Annotated in this window: 27 protein-coding genes; 14 read left to right on the top strand and 13 right to left on the bottom strand. The window is 43.7% G+C overall.

Annotation, left to right across the window (positions count from 1 at the left end):
• Positions 1-119 precede the first annotated feature (119 nt).
• Genes CLV31_RS00425 through CLV31_RS00410 form a run of 4 tightly spaced genes read right to left on the bottom strand, consistent with a single transcriptional unit; the run spans position 120 to position 4,439 of the window.
• Positions 120-803 carry an ABC transporter ATP-binding protein gene (locus CLV31_RS00425; protein ID WP_111390906.1) on the bottom strand — a complete coding sequence of 228 codons (684 nt, stop codon included), beginning with the start codon at positions 801-803 and terminating at the stop codon, positions 120-122.
• Complete coding sequence (locus tag CLV31_RS00420; protein WP_111390905.1) at positions 800-2,047, bottom strand: ABC transporter permease; 1,248 nt, start codon at positions 2,045-2,047, stop codon at positions 800-802. Before CLV31_RS00420 ends, CLV31_RS00425 begins: the two co-directional genes overlap by 4 nt.
• A complete protein-coding gene (locus CLV31_RS00415) occupies positions 2,044-3,153 on the bottom strand; it encodes an efflux RND transporter periplasmic adaptor subunit (protein WP_111390904.1) in 1,110 nt (369 codons plus the stop codon). The genes CLV31_RS00420 and CLV31_RS00415 overlap by 4 nt, the downstream gene beginning before the upstream one ends.
• Positions 3,150-4,439: a TolC family protein gene (locus CLV31_RS00410; protein WP_181452538.1), complete on the bottom strand. Its 1,290-nt coding sequence runs from the start codon at positions 4,437-4,439 to the stop codon at positions 3,150-3,152. The genes CLV31_RS00415 and CLV31_RS00410 overlap by 4 nt, the downstream gene beginning before the upstream one ends.
• A gap of 745 nt (positions 4,440-5,184) precedes the next feature.
• Here CLV31_RS00410 and CLV31_RS00405 point away from each other — a divergent pair.
• From CLV31_RS00405 to CLV31_RS00390, 4 genes are read left to right on the top strand one after another with little or no spacing between them, the layout of a single operon-like run.
• Positions 5,185-5,628: a DM13 domain-containing protein gene (locus CLV31_RS00405; RefSeq protein ID WP_111390902.1), complete on the top strand. Its 444-nt coding sequence runs from the start codon at positions 5,185-5,187 to the stop codon at positions 5,626-5,628.
• A gap of 28 nt (positions 5,629-5,656) precedes the next feature.
• Positions 5,657-6,526, top strand: coding sequence for a hypothetical protein (locus CLV31_RS00400; RefSeq protein WP_111390901.1), 870 nt, complete (start codon positions 5,657-5,659; stop codon positions 6,524-6,526).
• A gap of 13 nt (positions 6,527-6,539) precedes the next feature.
• A complete protein-coding gene (locus CLV31_RS00395) occupies positions 6,540-7,202 on the top strand; it encodes a Crp/Fnr family transcriptional regulator (protein WP_111390900.1) in 663 nt (220 codons plus the stop codon).
• An 11-nt stretch (positions 7,203-7,213) separates the two neighbouring features.
• A complete protein-coding gene (locus tag CLV31_RS00390) occupies positions 7,214-7,663 on the top strand; it encodes a hypothetical protein (RefSeq protein ID WP_111390899.1) in 450 nt (149 codons plus the stop codon).
• A gap of 197 nt (positions 7,664-7,860) precedes the next feature.
• On the opposite strand, the gene CLV31_RS00385 is transcribed toward CLV31_RS00390, so the two are convergent.
• Entirely contained in the window at positions 7,861-9,321 is a 1,461-nt protein-coding gene (locus CLV31_RS00385) for a sensor histidine kinase (protein ID WP_111390898.1), read from the bottom strand.
• 23 nt (positions 9,322-9,344) lie between these two features.
• Positions 9,345-10,043: a response regulator transcription factor gene (locus CLV31_RS00380; RefSeq protein ID WP_111390897.1), complete on the bottom strand. Its 699-nt coding sequence runs from the start codon at positions 10,041-10,043 to the stop codon at positions 9,345-9,347.
• Between the two features lie 171 nt (positions 10,044-10,214).
• On the opposite strand from CLV31_RS00380, the gene CLV31_RS00375 reads away from it, so the two are divergent.
• The gene (locus tag CLV31_RS00375) at positions 10,215-11,303 is read left to right on the top strand and encodes a BamA/TamA family outer membrane protein (protein ID WP_111390896.1); all 1,089 of its coding nucleotides are present in this window, start codon (positions 10,215-10,217) and stop codon (positions 11,301-11,303) included.
• A gap of 372 nt (positions 11,304-11,675) precedes the next feature.
• Here the strand turns inward: CLV31_RS00375 and CLV31_RS00365 are convergent, their stop codons facing one another.
• Together CLV31_RS00365 and CLV31_RS00360 are read right to left on the bottom strand one after the other, a co-directional pair.
• Complete coding sequence (locus CLV31_RS00365) at positions 11,676-12,077, bottom strand: plastocyanin/azurin family copper-binding protein (RefSeq protein WP_111390894.1); 402 nt, start codon at positions 12,075-12,077, stop codon at positions 11,676-11,678.
• A gap of 240 nt (positions 12,078-12,317) precedes the next feature.
• On the bottom strand, positions 12,318-12,953 hold the full coding sequence (locus tag CLV31_RS00360) for an NAD(P)-dependent oxidoreductase (protein ID WP_111390893.1): 636 nt from the start codon (positions 12,951-12,953) through the stop codon (positions 12,318-12,320).
• A gap of 76 nt (positions 12,954-13,029) precedes the next feature.
• Here CLV31_RS00360 and CLV31_RS00355 point away from each other — a divergent pair, with 76 nt between their 5' ends.
• The 8 genes from CLV31_RS00355 to CLV31_RS00315 all read left to right on the top strand — a co-directional run bounded on the left by CLV31_RS00355 (position 13,030) and on the right by CLV31_RS00315 (position 18,766).
• Complete coding sequence (locus CLV31_RS00355) at positions 13,030-13,347, top strand: winged helix-turn-helix transcriptional regulator (RefSeq protein WP_111390892.1); 318 nt, start codon at positions 13,030-13,032, stop codon at positions 13,345-13,347.
• Between the two features lie 432 nt (positions 13,348-13,779).
• Entirely contained in the window at positions 13,780-14,670 is an 891-nt protein-coding gene (locus CLV31_RS00350; RefSeq protein WP_181452537.1) for an Ig-like domain-containing protein, read from the top strand.
• Between the two features lies 1 nt (position 14,671).
• The gene (locus tag CLV31_RS00345) at positions 14,672-15,529 is read left to right on the top strand and encodes a hypothetical protein (protein WP_111390890.1); all 858 of its coding nucleotides are present in this window, start codon (positions 14,672-14,674) and stop codon (positions 15,527-15,529) included.
• 43 nt (positions 15,530-15,572) lie between these two features.
• Positions 15,573-16,019, top strand: coding sequence for a YHS domain-containing (seleno)protein (locus CLV31_RS00340; protein WP_111390889.1), 447 nt, complete (start codon positions 15,573-15,575; stop codon positions 16,017-16,019).
• 25 nt (positions 16,020-16,044) lie between these two features.
• On the top strand, positions 16,045-17,109 hold the full coding sequence (locus CLV31_RS00330) for an ATP-grasp domain-containing protein (protein ID WP_146250838.1): 1,065 nt from the start codon (positions 16,045-16,047) through the stop codon (positions 17,107-17,109).
• A gap of 70 nt (positions 17,110-17,179) precedes the next feature.
• The gene (locus tag CLV31_RS00325) at positions 17,180-17,776 is read left to right on the top strand and encodes a Crp/Fnr family transcriptional regulator (RefSeq protein ID WP_220084307.1); all 597 of its coding nucleotides are present in this window, start codon (positions 17,180-17,182) and stop codon (positions 17,774-17,776) included.
• 76 nt (positions 17,777-17,852) lie between these two features.
• The gene (locus CLV31_RS00320; RefSeq protein WP_111390885.1) at positions 17,853-18,260 is read left to right on the top strand and encodes a DoxX family protein; all 408 of its coding nucleotides are present in this window, start codon (positions 17,853-17,855) and stop codon (positions 18,258-18,260) included.
• Between the two features lie 11 nt (positions 18,261-18,271).
• Complete coding sequence (locus tag CLV31_RS00315; protein ID WP_146250837.1) at positions 18,272-18,766, top strand: DinB family protein; 495 nt, start codon at positions 18,272-18,274, stop codon at positions 18,764-18,766.
• Positions 18,767-18,778: 12 nt separating this feature from the next.
• On the opposite strand, the gene CLV31_RS00310 is transcribed toward CLV31_RS00315, so the two are convergent.
• Together CLV31_RS00310 and CLV31_RS00305 are read right to left on the bottom strand one after the other, a co-directional pair.
• Positions 18,779-19,240, bottom strand: a complete 462-nt coding sequence (locus CLV31_RS00310; protein WP_111390883.1) for a GNAT family N-acetyltransferase — start codon at positions 19,238-19,240, stop codon at positions 18,779-18,781.
• A gap of 25 nt (positions 19,241-19,265) precedes the next feature.
• On the bottom strand, positions 19,266-19,994 hold the full coding sequence (locus CLV31_RS00305) for a helix-turn-helix domain-containing protein (protein WP_111390882.1): 729 nt from the start codon (positions 19,992-19,994) through the stop codon (positions 19,266-19,268).
• Between the two features lie 144 nt (positions 19,995-20,138).
• Between CLV31_RS00305 and CLV31_RS21765 the strand changes: the two genes are divergently transcribed.
• Positions 20,139-20,300 (top strand): hypothetical protein, encoded by a 162-nt coding sequence (locus tag CLV31_RS21765; protein WP_181452536.1) that lies wholly within the window; start codon positions 20,139-20,141, stop codon positions 20,298-20,300.
• A gap of 143 nt (positions 20,301-20,443) precedes the next feature.
• Here the strand turns inward: CLV31_RS21765 and CLV31_RS00300 are convergent, their stop codons facing one another.
• The 3 genes from CLV31_RS00300 to CLV31_RS00290 form a co-directional block, all read right to left on the bottom strand.
• Positions 20,444-22,171, bottom strand: a complete 1,728-nt coding sequence (locus CLV31_RS00300; RefSeq protein ID WP_181452535.1) for a PAS domain-containing protein — start codon at positions 22,169-22,171, stop codon at positions 20,444-20,446.
• Between the two features lie 370 nt (positions 22,172-22,541).
• Complete coding sequence (locus tag CLV31_RS00295) at positions 22,542-24,482, bottom strand: c-type cytochrome (RefSeq protein WP_111390880.1); 1,941 nt, start codon at positions 24,480-24,482, stop codon at positions 22,542-22,544.
• 15 nt (positions 24,483-24,497) lie between these two features.
• Positions 24,498-26,261 carry a 3-keto-disaccharide hydrolase gene (locus CLV31_RS00290; RefSeq protein WP_111390879.1) on the bottom strand — a complete coding sequence of 588 codons (1,764 nt, stop codon included), beginning with the start codon at positions 26,259-26,261 and terminating at the stop codon, positions 24,498-24,500.
• Positions 26,262-26,394 lie beyond the last annotated feature (133 nt).

Raw genomic sequence — 26,394 nt, 5'->3', positions numbered from 1 at the left:
TTCTCGGAGGAGTCAATTCAAAATTCAAAGAATTCCAATTTTCCAAGCTTCGGTCAAAGCCTCGCAGGTAGGCAGTTTGCTTCCCATAGCCAGCCAATAACTGACTCCAAAACCCGTGATTAGGAAATGATCTTTCCATCCTTCATCTCAATGATGCGGTCTGTTTTTGCAGCAAAATCATCGTCATGGGTCACCGTGATGATAGTTTGCCCCAGGTCTCTGGTGAGTTTTCGAAACGTATCAAACACGATTTTCGAATTGACTGAATCCAGATTGCCGGTAGGCTCATCGCCCATGATCAGCAAGGGATCATTGATTAAGGCCCGGGCAATGGCCACCCGCTGCTGCTGTCCTCCGGATAGCCGGGAGGAAGCTTTTTTTGCCTGATCCGCAATGCCGAGTAGGTCGAGTTTTTCCATCGCTTTTTGACGGATCACTTCCTCTGAATACTTTCCCAACTTCAGTGCAGGGATCATGACATTTTCCAAGGCAGTAAATTCCGGCAACAGAAAATGAAACTGAAAGACAAAACCGATGTGCTCACTTCGAAATCGTGCCAGGTAGTCCGGAGACTTCCCTGTCAATTCTTCCCCGTTGATCACCAACTTGCCTTCAAAGTCCATATCCATAGTGCTGAGCAGGTAAAGAAGGGTGGATTTCCCACTGCCAGACTTTCCTATCAGACTGAGAAACTCTCCTTTATGGACTTCTATATCGATGCCTTTCAAGACCTGAAAAGTCTCTGGATCATGGAAATATTTGATGATTCCCTGCGTCTTGAGCAGGATGTTGCTAGTGCTCATATTCCTCTGATGATTTCGATAGGGTCAATTTTTCCGGCTTTTCGGGAAGGCATCCAGCCCGCCAAGGCAGTAGTCAAGACACCAAAGACAATCCCGATGATGTAATATTTAGTGTCAAAGCTGATCGGAAGAGAATCCAAGGAGAGGAGTTCCCCCCCGTCGAAAGGTACCTGTGCCAGCAGTAGGGAAAAGACAAATCCTACCACCAAGCCCATTAGGCTCCCGATCAATCCAATGATTAAGGACTGAGTAAGAAAAATTCCTGTCACATCCTTGGCCGCAAAACCCGTGGCCTTGAGAATGGCAATGTCTTTCATCTTGCTGTAAATGGTCATGTTGAGGATGTTGTATATTCCAAAACCAGCCACAATCAATAAGGTGATCGACACCGAATAGGTCATGATGTCGCGGATGATTGCTCCGGCCAAGAGGGTAGCGTTGGCCGTCTCCCAATCTTCTGCCTTATTCCCATAGGCTGCCTGTATTGTCTGAGCTTTGGCTTTAGCCTCCCGATAATTGGTGATTTTGAGATTTAAGTCGGTGATGTAGCTGGCATCTTTTCCCAATAGCTTTTGGACTGTGGACAGGTTGGCATAGCTGCGGACGTTGTCTATTTCCCCCAATCCCAACTGAAAGATCCCGACCACCTTCATGGTATAGATGACCCCTTGTGGCGTAGTGACCATCAGCAGGTCACCTACTTGGGCAGACAGCTTTTTTGCCAAACCAGAACCGATAATCAAGCCATTGGAAGTGGTTTTGAGTGCTGCCAGAGAGCCAGCCTTGATTTTAGAGTGAAGGTCAAAGAGCTTGTCTTCCTCCAGAATATCCACCCCTGCCACCGAACCGTTGAGTTTTACAGGGCCAAAGTTGTAAAAGACCTGACTGGTGAGCCGGGGAGCCACGCCGATCACTTCGGGGTCTTGGCGCAGCAGATCGGCAATTTGACGGGCATTTCGGATTTTATCGGATTCATTTTTGGGTTTGACGTGATGTACCCAATTGAGGCTTTCTGGACGGATTCGATCCAAGAGTGTAGCCCGTGGCTCGGTGACATCCTTGTAAATTCGGATGTCTGCCGATGCGATTTTGGTCAGATCCTCTGTGAAATTGTTCAGACCGGTCATTAGGCTAATCATCATGATAAACATCCCGATGCCAAAGGTCACGCCCAGCATCGCCACTAGAGTCTGCTTGGGCTTGGACAAGAGGTGAGTTTTGGCGATTTTCAGAATGACATTCATGGTTTGATCAGATTGGATTCGGCTGTGATTCCCTCTAGGATTTCCACCTCTGACAGGGTGCGAATACCGGTAGTCACTTTCACTTTTATCTCTTTACCCTCCTTCAAAACCCGTACACTGTCACCTGGAAGCAGGAGATTTCCGGGGATGACTAGGGCATCCGATTTTTCACGGATGAGTATATTGGCTTCCAAGGCCAGTCCAGTAAGTACTGTGGGCAGCTTGTCTATCAAGGCGACATCCACACGGAGCATCTGATCAATGGGGTCGATTCTGGAGTAGATTTTGGTCACTTTGGCCTGAAAGGTCTGATCCGGGAACGCGTCCATCTCCAACAGGACCTGTTGGCCCAGACTGACCCGACTGATATCTTTCTCATCGATTTTGAGACTGCCGAGGTAGCCCTGATCCGAGCCGATGATGGCCAGGACATCGCCTTTTTTCACCAGCTCTCCGGGAGAAAAAACCGATTCATAAAAGATCCCATCCCGGTCGCTTTTCACCTGGTAGAAATCCAACTCGTCTTGAATCATCCTCAGATCCTTTCTGCTGGCCTCCAGCTCCCGAATGACCTGATCTCGCTTACTTTTCAACTGGCTCTGACTGCGCTCCAGACTCTGTCGGGAGGATTCATAGGCTTTTCGTGAATTCTCATAGGTTGATGAAGAGACTGCCTTCTGTGCATAGAGGTTGGATTGTCTGACCCACGTGAGCGAGTCGTTGACAAATTGTTCTTTTGCGATAGCCACCCCTTTGACGGCTTCTTGAATGACAGGCCCTGAATCGGAGGCGTTTCGCTGGGCTACCTCAAAGGCGGTTTTAGCCGACTGGAGGCGACTGTCGAGTGCTACACCGGATAGGGTAAACAAAAGCTGCCCTTTGCGGACAGGTTCTCCTTCCTGGACAAAGGACTCCAACAGGACTCCTTCTACTTGTGCCCGGATCTCTGCCTGACCCATTGCTTCAAGGTAGCCAGAGGCATAGACGGCCTCAGTCACCGATTTGACTTGTGGAGTCTGAGTAGGCACTTCCGAACAGGCCATCAGTGCTGCCGAAGAGAGAATAAAAAAGAACAGGTTGCTGAATTTTAGATGAAGCTTATTCATGGATTTTCGGAGTAGGTTTGGTTTCGGATGGCAAGCAAGGCTTGGGAAGTAAACAGGTCGGCGAGGGCGATTAGGTATTCTTGCTGCTGCTCGATCCACTCTCTTTCTACCTGAAGGAGCTCATCGGCATTCAGTGGGCCTTCGGCCCACTGAATGCCAGCTAGTCGGTAGTTTTCTTCAAAAAGTTGCAGGAGCTTGCCAAATTCATTCACCAGCTGCTGACTCTTCCCCAATTCGGTTTCGAGGTTCTGTTGCTCTTGCGTGAGCATTTGTCGGGTAAGTATTTGCCGTTCCTTGGCAATTTGCCAATCGAGATAAGCTGTTTTGATTTTAAGGCGTTTCAGATTTCCCTGGAACAGGTTCCAGTTTAGGCTCAATCCTACCACTCCTACCTCAAAGGAACTTGCATCGCGCAGGCTGAACTGATTCGCTAGCGTCTGCTGGTAAAAGCGACCAGTTGCATTCAACTTAGGCAGATGGCCCGCGCGGTTTTGCTTCCAGGATTGCTCACTCCATGCAACAGCGAGTTCGGATCTTTTCCAGTCCGGGAGGGATGAAAGCTCATAAGTTGAGAATTCCGCTTGGGTAATTAGATCCTGAATTTTCCCGGAAAACCTGATCTGCTTATCACCGGCACCGATCAAAGAAAGCAGGGAAGACTTGACCAGATCAGCCTGCTTTTGCTGTCGGATGAGGGCTTGCTTGGCTGCTAAAGCAGAAGACTTGATCCGTTGAAAGGGCAAGGGCTCCATTTCACCTTCCTCGTAGATTAACTCTGATAGTCGGTAGATCGAGTCAGAGAGATGAAACCGAGTATCTGCCAGTTTCAAACTTTCTTCATACAAGAGCAACTGAAAATAGGTTCTGGCAATTTCCTCCCTCCAAGCTTGTTCTTGGGAGTAAAGCTCCTGAAGATTCATCTGTGCTCGAAGACGGTCCGATTTAACTCTCCGCCACAGCTCAGGATCAAAAAGCGGAAGCGAGGCCTCCAATCCAAGACTGGCCTGGAATTGAGTGCCAAAACGGATTTCCGTGAAGGTTCCCGGTTCTCCTCCTACCGCTTCCGATGGCAAAAGTTGAACTGGAAGCTGGAGGTAATTGTCCCAGGTGCCATAGGCTCTTAGGGAAGGAAACAGCTCGGCACTACTTATACTTGGCGCATATTGTTCGCGTTCCTTCTGCCAATTGCGGATTTGCTGCTCAGGGGCATTTTCCTTTGCAAATAGCAACACCTGTTCCAAGCTCTGAAGGATAAGGTCCTGGCCATGAACCGATAAGCAGCTCAAACAAAGCACGCTTAAGGTGAGTAAAAATCGAGGTAAGGATATATTCGGCATCAGTGTAAAAGATGATTGATGACGCCAAATTGATGGCTGTGGCCCAACCCTAAAAAAAAAGAAACCTGAAGCTGCTGAAAAATAGGTTGAAGCCGAAAAAACTGGAGGCGAAGCGGTTTATCGTATTTCAGGACTAATTACCCCTTACCAATAAGAGTGTGTAAGAGTTGACCAGGTCTTTTGCTAATTCATGCGGAATAAGTCACAGCTCCTACTTGGAGAATTACCTTTTTAAAATTTTAGCAATTTCAATTCTACCTAAATTCCATCTGACAAAAGGATCCGGAGAATGTAGTCAACGTGTCCAAGATTATAACCTTTCCGAGAAATTTTTTAAGCTTTTTTGGCCACCAGGTAAAATCAAAAAGAAATTATGATCCAAGAACTTGGAAGTTTCACCAATTCTAAAAACAGTTAAGATTAAGAACATGTATGTACTTTCCTTTGCAGGCAGTTTACTACAAAGATCCAATGAACTTGTAAAGACAGATTTTTTGATTTTATCGACTTTAGGTCACCCGTGGCATATGCGATCCCTAATCGAACCATACAGCCGAAAATCAGGGGGATCTTAGTACTTAAACAGGATAGCGAATGATGAGATTAAGCAGTTTATGACACCGAAATTTTAACTTTTCGTGACATTTCTGTGATATCCGTTGGGGAATTTTGATCAAACAAAATTTCTCATACCATGAAAAAAATCCTGTTCTTATTGTTGATCATCGGATTTGTATCCTGTTCCGGTGAAGAGACCCCCGAGGTAATCGATCCTACCTTGCCAAACGGCTCTTTGACTATACAACGATCTGGGAACTTTGTCGATCAAAATGGAGCCGGAAGTACCGGTACAGCCTCTATCGGCATAGATTCCCAAGGCACTTCATTTTTGGCATTCAACAGTGTATTTCGTACAGCGCTTGCTACAGGTACTGTCACCGTATACTTATCTACCTCTGGTACCTTCAATCCTGACCCGGGAAACGGAAACCCCAACTTGCTTTTGGTAGGTCCTGTGAGAAATCCCGGAGAAAATTTCTTTAGAATACCATCGGATGCAGATCTGGCAAAATTCACCCATGTAATCCTATGGTGCGGCTCGGTAGGTATCCCCTTCGGAAATGCACGGTTGCAATAATTTACTCCATTCATCCCAGCAATCAGAAATGTTTAAACTTCAGCTAAAGACTCGGGAAAAATGGATCGTGACCCTTGCCATAGGATGCAGTGTGGTAAATGCCCAAGGACAGAGTGGGTGGACCAAAACCAAAGGAGAGGGATTCTTTCAGAGCAGTTTCTCCTTTTTTGCTTCAGACAATTACCATACCCTCGAAGGGGAACTCCTCCATACCAATGAGTACAAACAGAGAAGCATAGTTTTCTACGGAGAATACGGTGTTTCTGACCGATTCACTTTAATTGCAAACTTTCCAATTCGAAATTTCAACGGATTTTCAACAACGGAAACCGTCTCTGGATTAGGAGACTTAAGGCTGGAATTGAAGCATGCTATTTTGAAAAAGTATTTACCGCTTTCAGTAAGCATTGCCCCAGAAATCCCGATCGGTAGAGCCAACAATTTTGCACAGAGTAAAATAAATGACTTTGAACAGATCAATCTGCCAAGTGGAGACGGCGAATTCAATGTTTGGACCACCTTGGCAACTTCCTTCTCTTTGGGCGAAATCCCATTTTACGGATCAATCTTCGGTGCTTACAACCTGAGGACAAGCTATCAGGGGATTTCATTCAGTGATCAAATAGGGATCGGGGCGGAGATTGGGTACAAGATCGCCCAGACTGTGTGGTTAACCGGTCGCGTAAATGGGCTAACTTCAGTGAAGGAGGTGCTTGAAGTAACCGATTTTGTAAGAGGAGATGGATCAGCGTATACCAGCTATAGCATAGGGGCTAGTATCCCGATCCACAAGAATACCCACCTGACTTTAAATTTTAGGAATTTCGGAGATCTTCTTTTTGAGAGAAAAAACATCTACTCGGGAGGAGTTTTTACCCTAGGCATTTTTATCATTTGAAACCTGAATCTAAATGAAAAACTCATTGGCCAAGGAATTTCCATGTCGAGAAAACATGGGATTCGATCTACCCGGAATTATGTTTGGTGAACCACAGCAGTTCGTAAGATTTAGTTGCATTTTTAAACAGGGGGCTCTAGCAAACAAGCTTTTTATGGTAAAATCAGGATTGGTAAAGATCGTCCACGAATCAGAATCAGGGGATCAATTTATCCGTGAGATCAAAACAGAAGGGGAGATTTTTGGAGAATGGGACTCCGTATTTAACCCATCCAGCAGATTCACCTGTACGGCAATATCCATTTCAGAAAAAACTGAAATCCTGAGTTTCAATCTAAAAGAGATCGAAATCAAAGGAATGACAAACCCTTTGGAATTGACCAGAAGGATCTTTGAAGAAATTGAGACTTGGAAAAAAAGGTATGAAAGATTGCTTCATAAAAGTGCCGAATATCGAATTAAGGAGACCCTTAGAGAATTGGCTTTGAGAGCCGGTCAAAAATTCGGAGAAGAAACTTTACTTAAAGTATGGCTCTCCCATGAGGATATTGGCCAGTTGACAGACTGCAGTAGACAGACAGTCACTACGATCATGAATCAACTGAAAACAAATAACTTAATATCTTATCGGCGGGACAGAATTTTATTCAGAAACCTAAATCTTATTCATCGATAAATTTACTGATTATGAAAAAGTTAATTCAATTTTATCCCATTCTCTTCGCCCTGCTAATGGGATTTGCAGGATGCGACAACATGGGGGAAGAAATGCCTATGAATGCTTCTACCGAAATTGAGGGGCCGCTTGAGGTGCTCAAAAGAGGAACGTTAAGCAACCAAAGCGGTGCTGGGACCCGAGGTACTATGGAACTTCTGAAAGGACCAACCAATAAGTATTATATAGGACTGAGTGAAAATTTTACCACCAAATTCTCCACCGGTACTGTCACTGTTTACCTGTCCACCTCGGCCAGTCTCCGACTCAATGAAAGTGGAAGTTTTATGTTATTGGGATTAGCGAATAGGCCGGGGGTCCATTTCTTCGAATTGCCAGGTAGTCTTGATCCAAAATTTACTCATGGAATCATCTGGTGTGGAGCGGCCGGGATCCCTTTTGGGAATACCTTATTGGAATAAAAGGATTGGCCTACGACCTTCCATTTGGTATAGCTTAATCTAGTATCCTCGATCCAAAGTCATTTCGCTAAGAAATTCAATCAAACCAAACCCCGGAATTTGGCCTTTTTTTAACCAATAACATTCTGATATTGAACCATCAGGTATGATCCAAATGTGAGAATCATACCTGTTTTTTTTTATGCTTGATGCAATCTTCAAGATTTGGGATCAAGCTCGAAAACAAATTCAGTATAGGTAGAAGAATCAGAAAAAACTTTAATCTGAGAATCATGTACTTCCAGGATTTTTTTGACAATAGCCAAACCCAGCCCGGCTCCTTCTATTCCTTTTTTATCCTTATCTACCATATAGTATCGCTCAAATAATGATTTGAGGTCCTTTTGGGGGATTCCGACACCTGTATTTTTGATGCTGACGCAAACTTTAAACGTATCCTGACAATAAAATGCTCTGAGGATAATCTTCCCGTTTTCAGGTGAATATTTGACCGCATTATCTATTAGATTCTGAATCACCCGATCCAAAAGGTACAGGTCTGCCTCCACTACAGGGAGGGATGGAGAGATATCAGCTACTAGGTCAATTTTCTTTGCTTTTGCAAGCAATTCATACTTAAGACAAGCATCAAAAAGCAATTCTTGAATTCTAAACGGTTCCCTGTTTAACAGCATTTGCCCGGATTCGAGTTTGGATAGTTCAAATAAGTCCGAAACCAATTTGGTAAGCTTGTCAGAGGAGTCATTGATTATTTTGAGGTACTGTTCCCTTTCTGATTTGGAGATTTTATCCCCTTTGATCAACATGGTTTCCACATACCCGTTGATTACCGCAAGTGGATTTCTAAGATCATGGGATACATTGGCTATCAATTCCCTTCTCAATCCATCAACTTTTTGAAGTTCCTCCATATGGTTTAGGATATTATCTGCCATTTGATTGAATGTTGAAGCTAGGACCGCTAATTCTGACCTGGTTTTTAGATCAGGAATTCTCGCATTTAGATCACCGTCTTTAAATTTGCTTACAGTCCTGACGACTTCTCTTAAATTTTTTGTAAGCATTGCAGTTAAAATGAATCCGATCGAAATGGCAACAATCATTGTGATCAGAAAGGACTCCAAGGTAAGCTTCATCCAGTAACTTCCAAGAAGTCCAGAGGCCACCGCTTCAAACTTCTCACTGACTAGGGTAATGTATACATAGCCCTGTAATTCACCTTCTTCCCTGACTTCCGTAGCAGAAAAAATGGTCTTTAGACCGTTTCCTCTTGGATCTTCGCCTAAAATAAATTTGGCACCATGGGTATCGATAAACTCCCTAACGGGATCGATATCGATCCGGCTCAATTTGACTTTGGAGTCCAAAACCACAAAAGATAAAATCTCTCCCTCGGGGTCCAAAAGGTATACTTCAATGCCGGGATTTACTGCCATCATAGAATGCATGATCACACCTAAAGCCTCCTCATCTACCCTTCCCTCTTTGAAGGGAGGTGCCTCTTTGATTAGGTACTCTGCTACTGATGCGTTCAATCTTTGCGTGGTTTCAAGGAAGTAGTTTTTGGAAGCAAGCGTCGTGATCATCATGTAAGCAAAACCCACCAACATCATCACTCCTGTAAAAGCCAGTGTGATCCTCCAGTATAAACTCTTCATCGTCTCAGTATGGGTATATAAAATTACAAGTCATCATTAAATCGGTATCCGATGCCCCAGGTGGTAAGAATGAATCTCGGGTTATTGGCATCGGTCTCTATTTTAGCCCTTAGTCGGTTGATATGTGCGTTAACAGTATGTTCGTATCCATTGAAATCATACCCCCAGATATATTCCAGCAACTCCGACCGACTGTAACTTCTTCCCGGATTTTTAGCCAGCAAAATCAGTAAGTCGAATTCCTTTGGTGTCAAATCAATCCGTTTTTGAAACAAAAGAACTTTTCTTCTCTTTTCATCGATATCCAGCCCTTCAAAGTGTATGGCCTGATGGTTATTGTGACTTAGAGAGAGAAATTGATCTTGACGCCGCATAATTGCTTTTACTCTGGCTATGAATTCTCTGATTTTAAAAGGTTTGGTGATGTAATCATCGGCACCCGATTCCAAACCCATGACCTTATCGATTTCCTCGGACTTTGCAGTGATCATTAAAATGGGGGTAAAGTTGCCCAAAGCCCGAAGCTTTTGACAAATCATAAGCCCATCCAGTTCGGGAAGCATGATGTCTAAAATGATCAAATCAAATGATCCGGAATAGGCAAGGTCATACCCCTTTCCACCGTGATTAGACACCTGAATCTGATATCCAAGATCATCAAGATGGATTTGGATCAGGTTGCTGATATTCGCATCGTCTTCCACAACCAAGACTTTTTTCATATCTGGGGATTCTTTTCGAATAAAAATAACCAGTAAAGTTCACGAAAGTATCACAACCGGTAGCCTCCTTTCAATCGTAGGTTTCGTTAAAATAGTCGCAGGCACGACAAAAGATTAAAGCTTCATTTCATTCCTTTAAAAATCAGGATCTCATTTCCGTCTATAGAAACTATGAGAATATCGAAGTATTTTATCTGGGCTTCGTTTGTTTTACTTTCCCTACAATCAGTCCTTGCCCAATCAGACAGTCTCTCCCAAAAGCCCACATTTGCCGCGCTTCCTGTGCTTTATTTCACCCCGGAGACAAGTTGGGCCTTTGGGGCAGGCGCGATCAGCAATTTCAAATTAGGTGATCAGCATTCAAAAACTTTTGAAAGTCAAGTAGCTTTAGGGTTTGCCTATACCCTTTTCGATCAGATCCTGTCCTTCGGGAGTTGGAGGATTTTTACCTCCGAAAACAAGAACCGATTCTCAGGTGAAATAGGTTGGTTTGACTATGTTTTTTTCTTCTATGGCACAGGCAATGGAGTCAGGGAATCGGACAAAGAATCCTTTGAAGCCAAGTTACCCAGACTGCGTTTTGATTACCTGAGACAGATTTCGGATAATTTCTATGCGGGATTCCGGCACCACTACGATGACTTTTTGATTAAAAAAACCGAGCCAATGGGGTTGTTGGAGTCAGGAAATTTTACGGGAGACCAGGGGGGAAGAGTCAGTGGATTTGGGCCTATGGTTTACTTTGACAATCGGGACAGCCAGCTGTACCCTACTACCGGAACCTATGCAGAAAGCAGTATTCAGTATTTCGGAAGAGAATTGGGAAGTGATTTCCGGTATTGGAGATGGGCAGTGGACCTGAGAAAAGTCACACCCCTAAACGAAAAACACCTTTTGGTCTGGCAAGCCTATTCTGAAATTCAGGTTGGAGAACCACCATTTTTCTCGCTTTCCCAAATGGGAGGAAACCGCCTGATGAGGGGCTTATTTGAAGGAAAGTTTCGTGACAATAATATGGCCATTCTTCAAGGGGAATACCGTTGGAAAATTTTGCCTAGATGGGGTGCCGTGGGGTTTGCAGGACTGGGAAACACCTATTCCAATAACCGTCCTTTTCGGGCAAAAAACACAAAGGCAACTTATGGATTGGGAGGGAGATTTCAGCTAAGCAAGCGGGAAAAGCTCAACCTCCGCCTGGATTTGGCGCATTCTCCGGGAGAAGATTTGCGGTTTTACCTGACTTTTGGGGAGGCGTTTTAAATAGAAAATCTTAAACTGGATTTTGGCAATTACCTCCATCTTCCATTGGAAAAGTAAACTACCATTGGATTAAGCCATAGTTGTAAACCGTTGAATTCCCCCGTCTTTTGGATTAAAAATTTCAGTTCAGCTTGACCAATTACCCCAGAAAGTCTTAGGCCGATAAGTTTTCTTGTGGCAGTTTCAAAACAGGAAAAATAAAAAATGAGAGTATTAGAATTTCATTTAAAAAACCCTCCCCCAATACCTTCACTATCCACAGGCTTGATTGAAAAATCAATTTCAAATGATCAAAAATCAGTTTTATAAAACAGGAGCCAGAAAATACAACAGCACCTTTCAATCAGGCAATTGAAAGATGCTCCTGGATTCTTATTTCACCGTGATTTTATAATGTGGTGTTGGATTCAATGGACAGGAATAGACATACTCCCCCTTTTCCAAGGTGACCACGCCGGTCATTTTTGTTTCCCCCTTCTTTATTAATTCTGTGGTAAAGGAGTTGGGAACTGCGGATTTCATTACATCCACATTTTTATCCGCTGCCTTTTGGATCACAAACCCAAGATCTTTATCCACGTTTTGGTTCTTCACTTTAAATTGGTACTGCCCGGGTTTAAGCGTTAATTCTTTGGTATTGAACTCCCCGGGAGTTTGAGCTAACTCAATGACCGTGACGCCCTTCACATTTCCTTGGGCATAAAGATTTGAATTGTTCAGAATTGCAGCACAGACAACCAATATGCCAACAACTAATAATTTTAAATTTCCCATGATTTGTTTGTTTTAGTTACAACTGTCATAAAGCTAAAAGCTGACTCTACTCAGGATTGTCACCGTCAAGACAAAAAATAAATGTTCATGATCATCAGCAATTGTAAAATAGTTCCAAGCCTCTCTGATTAATGGGTTGGATGATTGGAACTCCCTGACTCTTGGCGGTAAGGAGTTTATCCCAGGCCTCCAATTCTTTAACCAGCACCTATTTCAAAAAAGGCAAGGATTCAAATCCACTCAATAACTCACAAATGGCATTTGTCGGATATACGTCTTATCCTCTAACTGCCTTAGAATAAAATCTGCCAGATCAGCTCTACCGATTTTTGTGCTTGCATTGACCCCAACCCAACCCACGCGGTAGTTTCCTTTTTCAGGTTCATCTGTCAGACGTGGACCTCTTACAATGATCCAGTCCAAACCGCTTTTTTCCAGGATGAGATGATGGTCCTTTGCATCCTTAAGGATTTTTGGAACTGCTATCCCCATGATGAACCGGATCAACTTATCGGCAAATTTTGGTTGATCCTTTTCAGGATAGGGTAATCCACCTCCGGAGAGGGAAATGATTCGCCGAATTCCGTGGGCTTTCATCGCCTTAATGATGAGTTTAGTCCCTTGAGTTTGTAAGCCGTCTGGTGATCCTTTGACGTGTCCGAAAAGACTGACCACGATATCAGTATTTTGAACTACCAACTCAACTGTTTCCTCATTAAGCACACTCCCCTCAATTAGGTTTAATTTCGGATGCCTCAGTTTTAGTTTTTCTGGGGCTCTGACCAAGGCTTTTACTGCATAGCCTGCAGACAAAGCCTTTTCCAGAAATAGTTGTCCGGTTCTTCCAGTTGCCCCAATCAATGCAATTGTCTTCATTTTTATGCCTTTTTCTTCAAAAGTATCTAGATTTGGAGCACAGTAGAAATAATATGGTACTAACCTTTTTGTAAGTATGAATTCAATTGAAATAACACCCCGATGTCCGATCCGTACCACTTTGGAATTAGTAGGTGGAAAATGGAAATTATTAATCCTGTTTCAATTGACCAATGGTCCGTTAAGGCTGAGTATTCTCCGAAAGTCCATTCCTGATATCAGTGAAAAAATACTGATTCAAGAACTTAAAACCCTGGTAGAAAGTGATCTCGTCGACCGAAAAAATTTTGGAGAAGTTCCCCCTAGAGTAGAATATGCACTTACAGAAAAAGGAAGGTCTGCCCTACCCTTGATTGAAGAGATGCGAAAATTTGCCGCTTCTTACACCGCCTAAATATCTCTTATTCAATAAGATTCAAATACAACACTAACCTCCAAGAGGAATCAGATTGAATCCTATCTTTCTTTAATCGCTTATTGGGATTTGCCCTTTACTGCTCCCTTGTTCAGCGCATATTTGAAGCATCCAGCCCTAAATCATGAAAATATTCGTCTATCTGGAATAGCATTTAATCTGAATAAAGATTAGGAGGATGTAGCTGGAATAAATTAGCCGAATTTGTGAAAAAAAGAGCTACTTATGATTTAGTGAACTTTTTCCTAGCGTCTTAGAGATAGAGATTCAAGCCATTTCCATGATATGTCAGCTGATATGTCAGCCCAATGACAATTGGAGATGAATGGAGCTCGGATCTTAGGTCTTCAAATTCGATTTCCTATGGTCCGACTCTGCTTTCGATGTTTTTTAGTGGTTTTGACCTGCCTTATGAATGGCTGTATCGGAATTGACTATTTGGATGACCCCATGGTGGAGCCGCTCATATCATTGCCTAATGACATTGTAGCCTTGAAGACTGGGGAATCCTTTCAAATAACCCCAGAATACTACGATCAATATGGAGTAGCCCGCAAAGTGGACTTTTCTTACTCATCTCTTCATCCAACTATCCTGGAAGTGAGCGCTTCAGGCTTGGTCAAAGCAATAGGTACCGGGACCGGGGTCATCACTATCAACTATCGAAATGAAGCCTCTACATCTCTTCGCTTCAATGTGGTCCGAGATGGTACTCAGGTCGCTTTGGTCAAAATCACGGCCGAGAAGTCGAGACTGAGACCCGGAGAACAAACCCCACTTTCTTTAGAAGCCAGTAGCATTGATGGGACACCCGTTTCAGCTACGGAAGTGGAATGGTTTTCAGAAAATTCTTCCATTGCTGAAGTGAATTCCGAAGGAAGGGTCACGGCCAAAGCTTTTGGAAAAGTGGATATTCATGCCAAAGTTTCCGGGGTAAAAAGTAATGTGATTCAGTTTACGGTAGAAACCGACCGGGTGAGTGGCACCTTCGTCCCAGCCGGAGGCTATCGGGCTAAAGGCACTGCTGTCCTGTCCCGTGAAAACGGGAAATTAATTCTACGCTTGGAAAATGATTTTGAAACCAGTTTTGCATTGGGCACCTATGTCTATTTGGCAAATTCTACCAATGGGCAGACAGTCAGGACCGAAGGTCTCGAAATCGCTGAAATCAAAACCAACGGAGCTCATACCTTCGACCTCAGCAGTCGATTCCCCCAACTCAGTATCACTGATTATAGCCATGTGATCATTCTTTGCAAACCGGCTTCCGTCACTTTTGGATTTGCCCAACTGAAAAATTAACATGTCCAGAACCCTATCCATTCTGATTCTTTTAATGTGGTCAGGTCAATCGGCGCTTTCCCAAGGATGGAGTCAGCCATCTGGGGAAGGCTTTTTTAAGATCGGTTTCAGTCAGATCATATCAGATTCTTACTACGCTCCTGATGGTAGCCAAGTTCCCATCACGACCACCGGAATCAGTTCACTGTACCTGTACGGAGAATATGGTTTTACCAACCGACTTACCGGAATAGTCTATGCACCGGTGTGGGTTGGAAATACGCTGAATGAACTCCGGTTCAGACAAAGCGGAAATCGAATCCCCGGTGATTCCTATGGAAGTATTGGTGATATGGATCTGGGAATCAAAGTAGGATTGATCCAGAACAAACCTGTTGTTTGGTCAGGAACGTTGATGCTGGGGATTCCCACCGGACAAACAGGAAAGGGAATGAGTGGAATTTTACAGACCGGAGACAGCGAATTCAATCAATTGTTGAGGACCGATGTGAGTTTCTCCACCCCATTTTCAGTCTTCTTTTCTGCCTATTTGGGACTCAACAACAGAACCCGGGATTTCTCAGACGAATTTAGATACGGTTTTGATTTGGGGTATTTCAAACACCCCTTTTTGGCTGCCGCTCACTTACAAGGCATTCAATCCTTCCAAAACGGAAATGCCGAGAACGTTTCCAATGGGATTTTTTCCAACAATTTGGAAATGCTTTTGCCTACTTTCGAACTGGGCTATTTTTTCACCAAAGCCATGGGCATCACTGTTTTTATCAACAAACCTTTCAAAGGACAAAATATATTGAATGCGCCGGGATATGGGATTTCCCTTGCTTATCAGCTCAAGAAAAATTCGCTCTCTCCCTGACCATTCCGCCTAAATCCAATCTTTCCACCCAAACAAAAAGTCTATGAAGTCTTTACACCTTTCTTTTCTGATCCTACTTCTGGCCGGAGTACTCCATGGTGCATATGCTCAAAAATCCGAAATCAACAGCCAAAACGGTAAAGCGATCTCTGGATACGATCCAGTTGGCTATTTCAAATTGGGAAAACCTGTGTTGGGAAATGCAGAATTCAAAGCCAGCTACGGAGGAGTCGAATGGTATTTTTCCTCCAAAGAAAACATGGACTTGTTTCTCAAATCGCCAAATGACTATCTTCCTCAATATGGGGGATACTGCGCTTTTGGGGTTGCGGGTGGATACAAGGCCAAGATATCTCCTGAGGCCTGGAGCATAGTAAATGGAAAACTGTATTTAAATTACAACAAGAGTGTTCAGGCGGATTGGCTCAAAGAAAGGGATACCATGATTCAAAAAGCTGATAAAAACTGGACTGAGGTAAAAAAGAAATAAGGTACGCTAGAATTTGAAGTCTATTTTGCAAAAAGAAGCAAAGTCACAAGCCACTTTGGTAGATCCAACCCGGGAAGTCAATTCTTTCGAGTTTCTTCCTTCTTGGACCTTGCAGATCCCTATGGTATTGATTGCTCTTTTTTGGGCTTTACGTCTGGGCAGGCTCAACTTTTTCTCAGCGGTAAACCCAAGCATGGCATTTGGTGGACTATTCATGTATTCCAAGTCGGAAATCATGGAAAAACTAGCTCCTTCCAATCGTCCTCAAACTCTGATCCTGAAACCCAATACCCCGGAGGATTCCATACTGGCTCAACTCAAATCCTTGAACATGGATTTCCCCTTATTTGCGAAACCCGACCTGGGCGAGCGTGGTCGAGGAGTAAGTAAACTAAATAGCCCGAAAGAATTGGCCGCCTATCTGGATCACTTTGCCAATGAAACGCTACTTCTTCAGGAAAGCATCTCCCTTCATCAAGAGTATGGGGTATTTGTCCTGAAAGATCCTAAAACCGGGAAACTCCAAATCAGTTCGATAACTGCTAAAATCCCGCTTCAGGTACTTGGTGATGGTCATTCTAAGGTAATCGAACTCTGCAAAAATCATCCCCGAGCAAGTCGCTACCTTCATGAAATTCCGTCGGACTTGCTGGAATATGTACCTGAAAAAGGACAAATCCAAAAACTCAGTGACTATGGCAATCATTGCCGGGGAGCTGCCTTTGTTGATCAACGCGAATGGATCAGTCCTGAAATCATCCAAAGTTTTGAGCAAATCTGTGCTCCTTTGGATGGTTTTTACTACGGCAGACTGGATGTAAAAGTACAGGAATTGGCTGACCTCGCCCATCCTGAGCAGATTAAGGTCTTGGAAATCAATGGGGCCAATTCCGAACCTATTCATCTTTACTCTTCCCACTTCACCTATTTGGAGGCTATTGAAGAGTTGATCAACCATATCGGATATATGGCTGCGATCGCAAGGATAAATCTCAGAAAAACAAGTGCTTACCCAGGAATCCTGGAATTAATCCGTAATTTAAAAAGGTATTCCAAGCTCCAAAAATCCAGTGGTCATCGAGGAAGTTAAATACTGGCACATTAAGAATCATCAGCTGTTTTGGTTTTTGAATCAAGAGCAAATCCGTCAGCTGTGTATTTTGGCAAATTTCAAAAAAGCCCAAAAAGGTGAGGTTTTGGAATTTGTCCAACCCGGACAGCACTACATTTATTTGCTTAAAAAAGGAAATCTGAAGGTGGTGCAAGTGGATGAAGAAGGAAACGAATTGATCGTGGACATCATCAAACAAGGCGAACTTTTCGGAGAATTGGAATCATCCGGAGGCAAATCCAATACCTATGAATATGCCCAGGTACTTACCGACAAGGTTGTCCTTTGCCGTTTTTCCAAAAGTGATTTTGAGCGACTCCTCCTGGAGTTTCCCCAGATGGCGTTAAGCTATACCAAGTTGGTAGGTTTACGTCTGAAAAAGATTCAGAACAGGTATTCCAACTTATTTTTCCTGAAAGCCAAGGACAGGCTGGTCTTCTTTCTGAAAGAATGGGCTGAATCCGAAGGAGAAAAAATGGAAAAGGGAATCAAGCTGACTAATTATCTCACGCATAAAGACATCGCTCAGATTATCTGCGCAGCCCGACAGACCACCACCCAATTTTTCAATGAATGGGAAAACGAAGGAGTCTTACATTATTCCAGAAAGGAAATTATCATCAAAGACCTTCACCGATTGAAATAATCCCAAAAGTGTAAGCCTGCGGACAAATCGGAAGTATAAATGGTAGAAAATTAGGGATAATCTAACCCTAAGCACCATGAATCTTTTGCTCACTTCCAACCGGCTGAGTCCGGTACAATTTCGCCTTAGTCAGGTTCTCCGGATACTTGCGGCGATCATTCTTTTCCAATCGCTCTTTTACAAATTCGGGGCTCACCCGGACTCAGTGGCCTTATTCTCTATCCTGGACCTGGAACCTTGGGGCAGAATCGGCTTGGGAACGATCGAACTGCTTGTCGTAGCCCTGCTTATAATTCCCAAAACCCAATTAATCGGGTCATTTTTAGGGATTGGCATCATGTCCGGAGCGATCCTCACTCATTTGTTTGTCATCGGTATCGTGTTTAGGGAAGATGGGGGACGATTATTCTCCTTAGCCTTACTTTGTTGGAGTTGCTGCCTGATCAATTTCCTGCTTTTTTATAAATTATTCCGTCCTCACTAATGCCTGTCTATATGATATTGGAAAGCTGTCCAAAACTGCTGAATGAATTAAAGACCCTTATCCTCCAGCTCAAAAAGGAAGATTATTCCCAACCCAATCCGGTATTGATCAGCTCGAGTATCGGGCAACATATCCGGCACATTCTGGAATTGTTTGAATGCCTTTTGGACCAATACGAAGGCGGAATCATCTGCTACGATACACGGAAAAGAGATCTTCAACTTGAAACTGATCCCCTTTCAGCTATCCAAAAACTGGAAGATATGGGTTTCCGATTGTCCAAACCGGATAAAAACCTCTTATTGATCTCTCAGGTGGATGGGGTTTCCTGCGCCTTCAAAACCTCGTATTTAAGAGAATTATGGTATAATCTGGAGCATGGGATTCACCACCAAGCGATTATCAAACTTGCCTGTGCTCCCTTGGATTACGTGACCTTGCCCAAGCATTTTGGAGTCGCACCTTCTACCCAGGTTCACCAAAAAAGTGTACAGCCAACCATCTAACAGGAGCAGTACTTAAAGCCTCATCCAAAACACAATCTTATCCTCTCCAATCTGGTAAAAATCTCGAATTCTTGCCTCGACTTGAAAGCCGAAATACGTGTAGAATTTTCTGGTATTTTCAAAATGGGGATGACCGGATGTTTCGACCAGCAAAAGATGACTGTTCAGTTCACGTCCTCTGGAGACAACTTCTTTCAAAATTGCCTTGCCTAATCCCCTACCCTGGTACTCCTTATGCACAGCAATCAGCAACAAATTGAGCGTCAACTGGGTGAGTCGTTCAGGTAGAAAATAGGCCAGTCCAACGATTTTCCCATTTGACTCTGCGGTTAACCAGTGTGCTTCGGATTGATTCTCTGCAAAATAATCCGAAATCATCTCGGGAAGCATTTCTCCGGGAAACAATCCGGTCGAATCAATTACTTCCATCATTGCCTTGATGTCAGAGGAAATGGTATTTCTAATTTTGTCCATGTTGAAATTAATTTGGACAAAATTCTCACTTACTCCCTGTAAATACTTGTACGATTCTGCTATTGTAACCGAAAGAAGGCTTTACTCCTAAAAATCGTCTGAACGAATTGCTAAAATGAGCCTGATCATAAAAACCGCTTTCGAGCAACGCATTTAAAATCCCCTCTTTTTCTTCCAGCAATAAGGAAATTGCCTTTTTCAATTTTACCCAGAGTAAATATTTTTTCAGGGAAACTCCGATTTCCCTTTTAAACAGGTGAGCAATTCTGCCATCGGACAGATGACTGACCCGCTTCACTTCTGATATAAACTCCGGATACTCCATCGAACAAGAATGGAACAAATCCATCACCCGGACTACTCGTTGGTCCAAATTTCCCTTACCGGATAGACCGGTGAGTAGGTCATACAAATCTGCCAGGCAGATAGGCCGGTCAGGATAAAAAAGAAAGAAGCCATCTTCATTGCCCGTCAAATTTCCCCGAGCATTTAAAAACGAAAAAACAAACTCTTCCTGATTTTCTACCAGCATCAATTTGAAGCAATCATCAGAAGCCTGAACTCCATGAATTACATTTCTGGGAATTACGGCAAAATAAGTTTCGTAGGACATCCCGGATTCTCCCAAAATACAGAATGGTTTTTCTTCAGAAACAAGCAATTCCGCTGCTGGATGGGCATGAAAATCCGCCTGCAAGTACCTCGTTTCAAAAAAATAGAGCCCTTTATCCGGATTAAACTTCCTGATTATCATTTTGGAAAATCAACAATTTGCCACATTTTTTTTCTGAATTTACGACTTCCAAGTAGTAGCAGGAATTCCTAATTCGAGATTATTCAAACTACCACATAATATGATCTGAATATCGACTTTCTTATCAATACGTTTAGCGGGATTATGAAATTTCTCGAAAAGGATGAAATCAAGAATCCTTCGGTCACTTATACCGAGCTTGTCGTAGTATCGATCGCCAGTACGGAGCACTTTCCTGACGAGTGTCGGGAGGCCCGAAGGATCCGACCCAATGATCAAAGCCGATTTGGCTGGTGGTGCAATTAGGGATAATCGTAAAATTTTAAAATCTCTGGTTACTTTTAGCAAAATCCGTTCAAATAATCAAATAGGCTAAAATCAACGCGGATATCACCGATTATCCAATCCTCCAGTTTAAAAAAGATCGGATGAAATTTCATTTCCCTTCATTACTGTTCAAACCTCAAGTCTGCATTTGAGGACAAGGCCACAATTTTGTGAATAAGGCTATCCAAGTTTTTTGATTCTGCCAGAATCATCCGGATATACTCTTCTCTTTCCTGTTCTGAATCCGGAGTATAGTTACTTACCAAATCACAGAGGGCTAAAATATTGGCCACGTACCTTCTCAAACCGTGGGATTGGTACCAGGTGATTTCTTTCAAAAGTTCGTTCTGCCTGAGAATTCGATCTTCGTTTTCCTTTATCAGGGTGATATCCTTCAGGATAAAAGACACCCCGATGATTTCACTCCGTTCATTGTCGAAAACCGGCTCCATCAAAATATCCCACCACCTTTCATCCTGGATTTTCTGGAAATTAAATTTTGAACCCAAAATCGCTTGCCTGAAGTAAGCGGAAACTTCCCTTTTCGAAATAGGATGGGGAAAATCCAAAAATGATTCACCAATTGTCATGGAACGACCCATCAGCGATTGAGTCAACAGTTTTGCTGCCTTATTGCTGGATTTAATTCTCAACTCTTTATCGATGAAAAACCATGCCTCCGAGGTGCTATTGTAAATTGCATTCAGCATCCCTTGGCTTTCTTTGAGTTCAAGTTCGGTCAGTTTCCTCGCATTGATATCCTTAATATTCATTGCCACTCCCATCAAAGAACCTGAAGCATCCCTTACCGGAAAATACGATACCTCAAACCAATAAGGATTCCCCTTCAGATACCGGAGTACCTCCACTTGAACCTGATTGCCAGCCAAGGCTTTCGGGAAATTCTCATGAAACCCTTCCAGACTATCCTCCGGTAGAAAATCCTCAATTGAGCTGCCCAATGTCAATTCTTTCCCCTTTGTTTTGAGGGACACTTCATTGGCCACTCGGTTAAAATTCAAAATTTCACCACCCAAGCCAATCAGAAGATTGCTGTCCACCGTACTATCGAAGACTGCTTTCAACTTGTTTTCAGAAAGCTCCATGTGTGCCTTTCTCCTTTTCTCTTCGGTGATATCTCTTATAAAGCACGTAAGACCGGCATTGGATGGATATACGGTGATCAAAACCCATTTTTTGGAAAATCCTAAAAATTCCTCAATCACAGCCATTTGATTTTCCAAAAGAATAGTGGAAAGCTTTCGCAAAAGATTTTTATTGAAAACTTTATCTCCTAATTCTTGAGCAGATTTTCCAAGGATATCATTTCGATCCAATTCAAAAAGATCTTCAAATTTGGAATTGATTCTCCGAATCTCCAGGCTGACCCCAAGGTGCAAAAAGCCGTCTGAAATTTCTTCCAAAATAGTTTCCACTCTTTTCGCCAATTCCTGGGCATTTCGGGTGGCTTTTTCTGCATCCGTGATGTCATGACCAACACAAAACATCCCAAAAGGAACCTGATTTTCATCAAGCAGTGTCGAAAACTCCCATTGAGACCAGGCATGTTCTTTTTGGTCCTTTACCGGTTTCCTCAACAATACTGGAATAACCTTACCCGGATGAGCAAGACATGACTGGACAGTTTCCAGACAAATCAGGTGATCATCAGGATGAATACCTACCATAAATGACTGACCTAATAAATCGGTTCCCAAAAATCCAAATCGTGCCTGAAAACGCCTGTTGACGTATTGGTAGACCCCTTCCAAATCTGTGACAATCGCAAAATAGACCGATGAGTTTTTAATAAAATCCGGTACAAAAATTTCAAAATTCGGATTTCCCATTTTAACTAGTGACGATGAAATAACACCCATATAAAAAAACAGAGGAAAATTAAAACAATTCAAAGAGAAGAAAAAACTGAAATTATCAACTGTAAAAAAATGTAAACACAATGGATACCAGGTTAATCCAATGGTTGTTTCATAGGATCAACCAACAAGGTGTTTGATGCTCGATAATCAGGAAACTAAGAAGAATATTGCCACCACTAATCTCAACAGCTACTTTTTCCCCCTGTTTTAAATGGGGTGATTGGCCTTGAAATAAATAAACCAATGAGCCAGAAGCTCATTGGTTTACACCTTTAGAAACCAGCGAATAGCAATGATTTCAGATTAATCGACCTATCTATATGAAATTTTCGAAACTTGATTACTTAAGGGAGTTAATCCAACGGGCAATTTTGAGTGCTTCTTCCTTAGGCACTTGTGGCATTGGAGGCATGGGTGTGGCGTAATCCGGCCAGTTTTCCGGTTTAGGATTGTAGATCAATTCCACCATTTTCTCAGCAGTATAGCCTCGCTTCGCTATCTCATTAAAACCCGGTCCCACCTGCTTTTTGTCCGGTGCATGGCAAGCCGTACAGGTGTTTTTAGCCAACAGCGCTTTGATCTCTGTCTCACTCGGAATTGCAGTAGCTGGTTTAGCTGCTGGCTTAGGCTGAGCCGCTAAAGGCTTGGTAGCACCGGTAGCTGTCTTCGTTTCAGAAGTTACCACTGTCTTAGGTTCAGGAGCTTTGATGGCCATTTTAGTTCCCGAAGGAATCTCATTCAGGGTGTAATAAGCATCCGTATGGACCAATTCATGGTAGGTACCAGCCTCTCTTACACCAATCAGACTCAGGCGATGTACATGATATTGATGAACTTGATCCAGTGCAATCCTGACCTTAAGCCCATCCTCGGAAACTTCGATTCCCTTGATCTCATGATTTTGGTTTTTCACCGGAGGAGAACCATATACCGGGAAGTATTTGTAGGTAAAACTGTTGACCAAATAACTCTCCGGATCTGAGGCAGACTTCTTGTCCACGGGATGGGTAAATTCAAATTCAAATCCATCCGGCATGGCTTTCACATTGCGGATTTCAAAAGGAATCTGTCGATTCCAAACCAAACGCTGCAAACCCTCATTGGCATCACCCGCAGAGCCCCAGCCCCGGTTGGTCTCCCCGACAAACAAGGACTGATCTGCCGCAAAAGCCATTCGAAGAACCCCCGACTGAAATCCGGATCGGAAGTCAATCGATGCTCCCTGATAGACCTCGTTGACTTTTTCGAGCATTACCCGCATGATTTTGCTTTGGCCCTGATCTCCGATGAGAATCTGACCTGCAAATGGCCCCCAATAGTTCTCAGGAATTACCAAGGGTTCCGAATTCGAGATTCCATGGATACCATGGGGCAACCATACCGCTGGAAGCTTGATAGCAGGCAGCGATTTTTTAGCCTCATAAAGGGTTATGAAGTTGTCATCCTGAACATTTTCAGGCTTGATGAAGCGCCCATTTTCATCTTTTATTTTCATTGGATCTACCACTGCATTGAATTGCTCGGTAGTCATCGTAATGGGAGATCCTGGGGTTTGAGACCAGGCCAACCCTGCCGGATGTCCGGAAAAGTCTCCTTTCTCCAAGTGCCAAAGCCCACCTGAAGCCATATAGTCGCCTTGATTTTCGGTATAAAACACCTCTCCGTTCAGTATGCCCGGACCGGCTGGAGAGCGCATCCCGGTAGCGAATGGCTCAATCTTTCCATCCCGATGGATTTTTAGGGTCCAACCTCGGTAAGGAACCCGGCTTTCTCCTCTCCACCATTCCTGATCTCCAAAGGCCACGTTGGTAGTGACGATGAAGGTATTATCCGGAGCGAGTTTTGGGCCAAAGCTATATTCGTGATAATGGGCAGAAAGCGGCCATGCAGCAACAGTCTCGTACCAATCAGCCTTTCCGTCACTATCCATGTCTCTAAGTCGGGTAAGTTCTCCCCGCTGCACGGCATAAAAGCTGCCTTCTTCATAATGCAATCCCAGGATCTCGTGCAGGCCCGATGCGAACTTTCGGAAATAGGGTCTGGAGGCTGTGGGATTTTCCACCACAAACACATCTCCCCGACGAGTGGCCACACCTAGCGATCCATTGGGTAGCATGGTTAAGCCTCCCACTTCCAACAACGTCCCTTCCGGCGCAGGTACTTTGGCTATTTTGAAGAAGTCCTCCTCCTTGGGAGATTCCTGAGCTGATGCAGAAAAAATGAGTCCTGCAGTCACGGCCAGTAAAGCTCCTTTTTTAATTAGTGATTTATATGTCAACATGATGAGCTATTCGGTTTAAAACAAGAGCGTATAAGTCAACTCCGAAGAAAATGGCAAAACCACTTGACCTTGGGAGTTAAGCGTGGGTTTGACGGATTTATCTCCGACTTGGAGGTAAAGTCCTGCGTCCTCGATCCAATAGAAATTTTCCCGGATCTGCTTGATCGACTTACCTTCCAAGACAGGGACTTCAATAGAAGAACCTCCGGTCCTTTTCAAGGTTCTGGTTAACCCTTTGCCATCAGCCAGCAACTGCACTTGGTCGGTCAATTCTCCAGTCGCAGTAGTAGCCAAGAAGCGAACCTGTCCATCTCCGATGATTTGATATCCTTTGGGAGTAAAAGAATCAGTTCCTGTGATGGGGTCGGATTTGGAACTGGAATTGAGATAGGTCAAATTACCCAAAGGCCTGGAGACCCCATTTCCACGATTGTTCCACATCGGGGTGGCATCAAGAAACAAGCCTCTCCACACCCGGATTAGCCTTCCGGTACTCAAGTCATACGAAAAATGAATGCCTGCCTTTGAAGAAACCGAAACCGCATGGGAGATTTTACCTCTATCCGGCATCTCAATGAAGGAGCGAAGAACCGGAGTTTGATCCGTATCAACCCAAATTGGATCGGAATCCGTCTGGGTATTTCCGGCAGGCTGACTGAGTTGAACAGGCCAGAGTCCGTTTTCCTGGATTTGGAGAGAAAAGCCCTGAGTCGTCCAATCTCTTGGTTTGGAAACAAAAAAAGTGATCGGATGCGAACCTGCAGAAAGATTTTTCTCAACCCGGATTCTTCCGGAACTTAAGGAAGAAGCAGATTCACTTCCAATTGAAATTGCGCCCAATCCATTGGGTACCGCCATGTCCAGGGTATAATTCCCAGCCTGAACTATTTGAATGGTGCCTTGTACCTTGGTGAGCGAAGTCCCCGTAACTCCGGTTGACAGCTCATTCAATGAGTGGAGTGACTTTTTATTTACCGGAGTCTTTCCGGCAAGTTCATTTAAGTCGGCGAACGATCCGGAATACACTTCCATCGTCAGGTTGGCCAAGGATGGAGCCTGAGTATCCATGGGCTTGATTTCAAGAGATTTAATGGCAATCGGCCCATGATCCCCTTGGATACGGATAGGACCTCGTGCTACTTCAACTGAACGAAGAGATCCACGAGTAGGTCCCTGAAGTTCGATGTCTTCCTGTACGGTTACACCATTTAGACGAACAAAACGTATGCGGGCATTTTGGATCTTTTCTCCGGAAGCAGAAAACTTAGGCGCCTGAAAACCCACTTCGAGGATTTGCCAAAGTCCCGGTGCTTTGCTGGCGTTTTGACGGGGAGCATATCCTTCGTATCCTTTTTGGCCATCAGGGCGTGCTTCATCCCATCGTTCGTAGATCCCCCCATTATCTCCTGCTTTGGGTGAAATTTTGGTCCAGCTATCCAGGAGCTGGATTTCATATTGACCTTGCAGGTATAGGCCCGAGTTGGAGCCCTGAGCCATCATGTACTCGAGTTTCAGCTCAAGATCTCCGTAAGATTCAGTGCTAACAAGGTCTTTACCTGGATTTTTTTTGTCGGGGAGATTGACCAAGACAGAACCTTGGCCATCGGTAAACAGGGAGTTTGGCAAGGATGGATCAGCCCAAACTTGACCAACTTCTTTCCAGCTTTTGGAAGGGTCTTTAAAGTCCGAAAGCCTAACGGTGGTTTGAGCCCACGATGACTGCGTGACCCCGACTATGAGGGCGAGCCCAAAGCCAATCTTTCCGGGATTGAAATTCATAAGGGTTTGATTAGATATTGATGATTTTAGGTTTGAGTGATGTGAATTTGAGATTTCAGAATTAAATCTGGAATTAGGGCATTTTATACCGCTTAGATCAGCATACTTAGGTCGCTGAAAACGAGCACAATAC

Source organism: Algoriphagus aquaeductus (assembly GCF_003253485.1).
Taxonomy (GTDB): domain Bacteria; phylum Bacteroidota; class Bacteroidia; order Cytophagales; family Cyclobacteriaceae; genus Algoriphagus; species Algoriphagus aquaeductus.
Note: the sequence above shows the minus strand (reverse complement) of the source record. Positions and strands in the feature narration are given on the sequence as shown.

Excerpts from the sequence above, each read along its gene's own strand:
- CLV31_RS00290 (WP_111390879.1), bottom strand. The coding sequence starts at position 26,261 with ATGAATTTCAATCCCGGAAAGATTGGCTTTGGGCTCGCCCTCATAGTC.
- CLV31_RS00425 (WP_111390906.1), bottom strand. The coding sequence starts at position 803 with ATGAGCACTAGCAACATCCTGCTCAAGACGCAGGGAATCATCAAATAT.
- CLV31_RS00400 (WP_111390901.1), top strand. The coding sequence starts at position 5,657 with ATGTTTAAACTTCAGCTAAAGACTCGGGAAAAATGGATCGTGACCCTT.
- CLV31_RS00365 (WP_111390894.1), bottom strand. The coding sequence starts at position 12,077 with ATGGGAAATTTAAAATTATTAGTTGTTGGCATATTGGTTGTCTGTGCT.
- CLV31_RS00320 (WP_111390885.1), top strand. The coding sequence starts at position 17,853 with ATGAATCTTTTGCTCACTTCCAACCGGCTGAGTCCGGTACAATTTCGC.
- CLV31_RS00375 (WP_111390896.1), top strand. The coding sequence starts at position 10,215 with ATGAGAATATCGAAGTATTTTATCTGGGCTTCGTTTGTTTTACTTTCC.
- CLV31_RS00380 (WP_111390897.1), bottom strand. The coding sequence starts at position 10,043 with ATGAAAAAAGTCTTGGTTGTGGAAGACGATGCGAATATCAGCAACCTG.
- CLV31_RS00300 (WP_181452535.1), bottom strand. The coding sequence starts at position 22,171 with ATGGGAAATCCGAATTTTGAAATTTTTGTACCGGATTTTATTAAAAAC.
- CLV31_RS00360 (WP_111390893.1), bottom strand. The coding sequence starts at position 12,953 with ATGAAGACAATTGCATTGATTGGGGCAACTGGAAGAACCGGACAACTA.
- CLV31_RS00295 (WP_111390880.1), bottom strand. The coding sequence starts at position 24,482 with ATGTTGACATATAAATCACTAATTAAAAAAGGAGCTTTACTGGCCGTG.
- CLV31_RS00305 (WP_111390882.1), bottom strand. The coding sequence starts at position 19,994 with ATGATAATCAGGAAGTTTAATCCGGATAAAGGGCTCTATTTTTTTGAA.
- CLV31_RS21765 (WP_181452536.1), top strand. The coding sequence starts at position 20,139 with ATGAAATTTCTCGAAAAGGATGAAATCAAGAATCCTTCGGTCACTTAT.
- CLV31_RS00315 (WP_146250837.1), top strand. The coding sequence starts at position 18,272 with ATGATATTGGAAAGCTGTCCAAAACTGCTGAATGAATTAAAGACCCTT.
- CLV31_RS00310 (WP_111390883.1), bottom strand. The coding sequence starts at position 19,240 with ATGGACAAAATTAGAAATACCATTTCCTCTGACATCAAGGCAATGATG.
- CLV31_RS00420 (WP_111390905.1), bottom strand. The coding sequence starts at position 2,047 with ATGAATGTCATTCTGAAAATCGCCAAAACTCACCTCTTGTCCAAGCCC.
- CLV31_RS00340 (WP_111390889.1), top strand. The coding sequence starts at position 15,573 with ATGAAGTCTTTACACCTTTCTTTTCTGATCCTACTTCTGGCCGGAGTA.
- CLV31_RS00355 (WP_111390892.1), top strand. The coding sequence starts at position 13,030 with ATGAATTCAATTGAAATAACACCCCGATGTCCGATCCGTACCACTTTG.
- CLV31_RS00385 (WP_111390898.1), bottom strand. The coding sequence starts at position 9,321 with ATGAAGAGTTTATACTGGAGGATCACACTGGCTTTTACAGGAGTGATG.
- CLV31_RS00390 (WP_111390899.1), top strand. The coding sequence starts at position 7,214 with ATGAAAAAGTTAATTCAATTTTATCCCATTCTCTTCGCCCTGCTAATG.
- CLV31_RS00405 (WP_111390902.1), top strand. The coding sequence starts at position 5,185 with ATGAAAAAAATCCTGTTCTTATTGTTGATCATCGGATTTGTATCCTGT.
- CLV31_RS00345 (WP_111390890.1), top strand. The coding sequence starts at position 14,672 with ATGTCCAGAACCCTATCCATTCTGATTCTTTTAATGTGGTCAGGTCAA.
- CLV31_RS00415 (WP_111390904.1), bottom strand. The coding sequence starts at position 3,153 with ATGAATAAGCTTCATCTAAAATTCAGCAACCTGTTCTTTTTTATTCTC.
- CLV31_RS00395 (WP_111390900.1), top strand. The coding sequence starts at position 6,540 with ATGAAAAACTCATTGGCCAAGGAATTTCCATGTCGAGAAAACATGGGA.
- CLV31_RS00350 (WP_181452537.1), top strand. The coding sequence starts at position 13,780 with ATGAATGGCTGTATCGGAATTGACTATTTGGATGACCCCATGGTGGAG.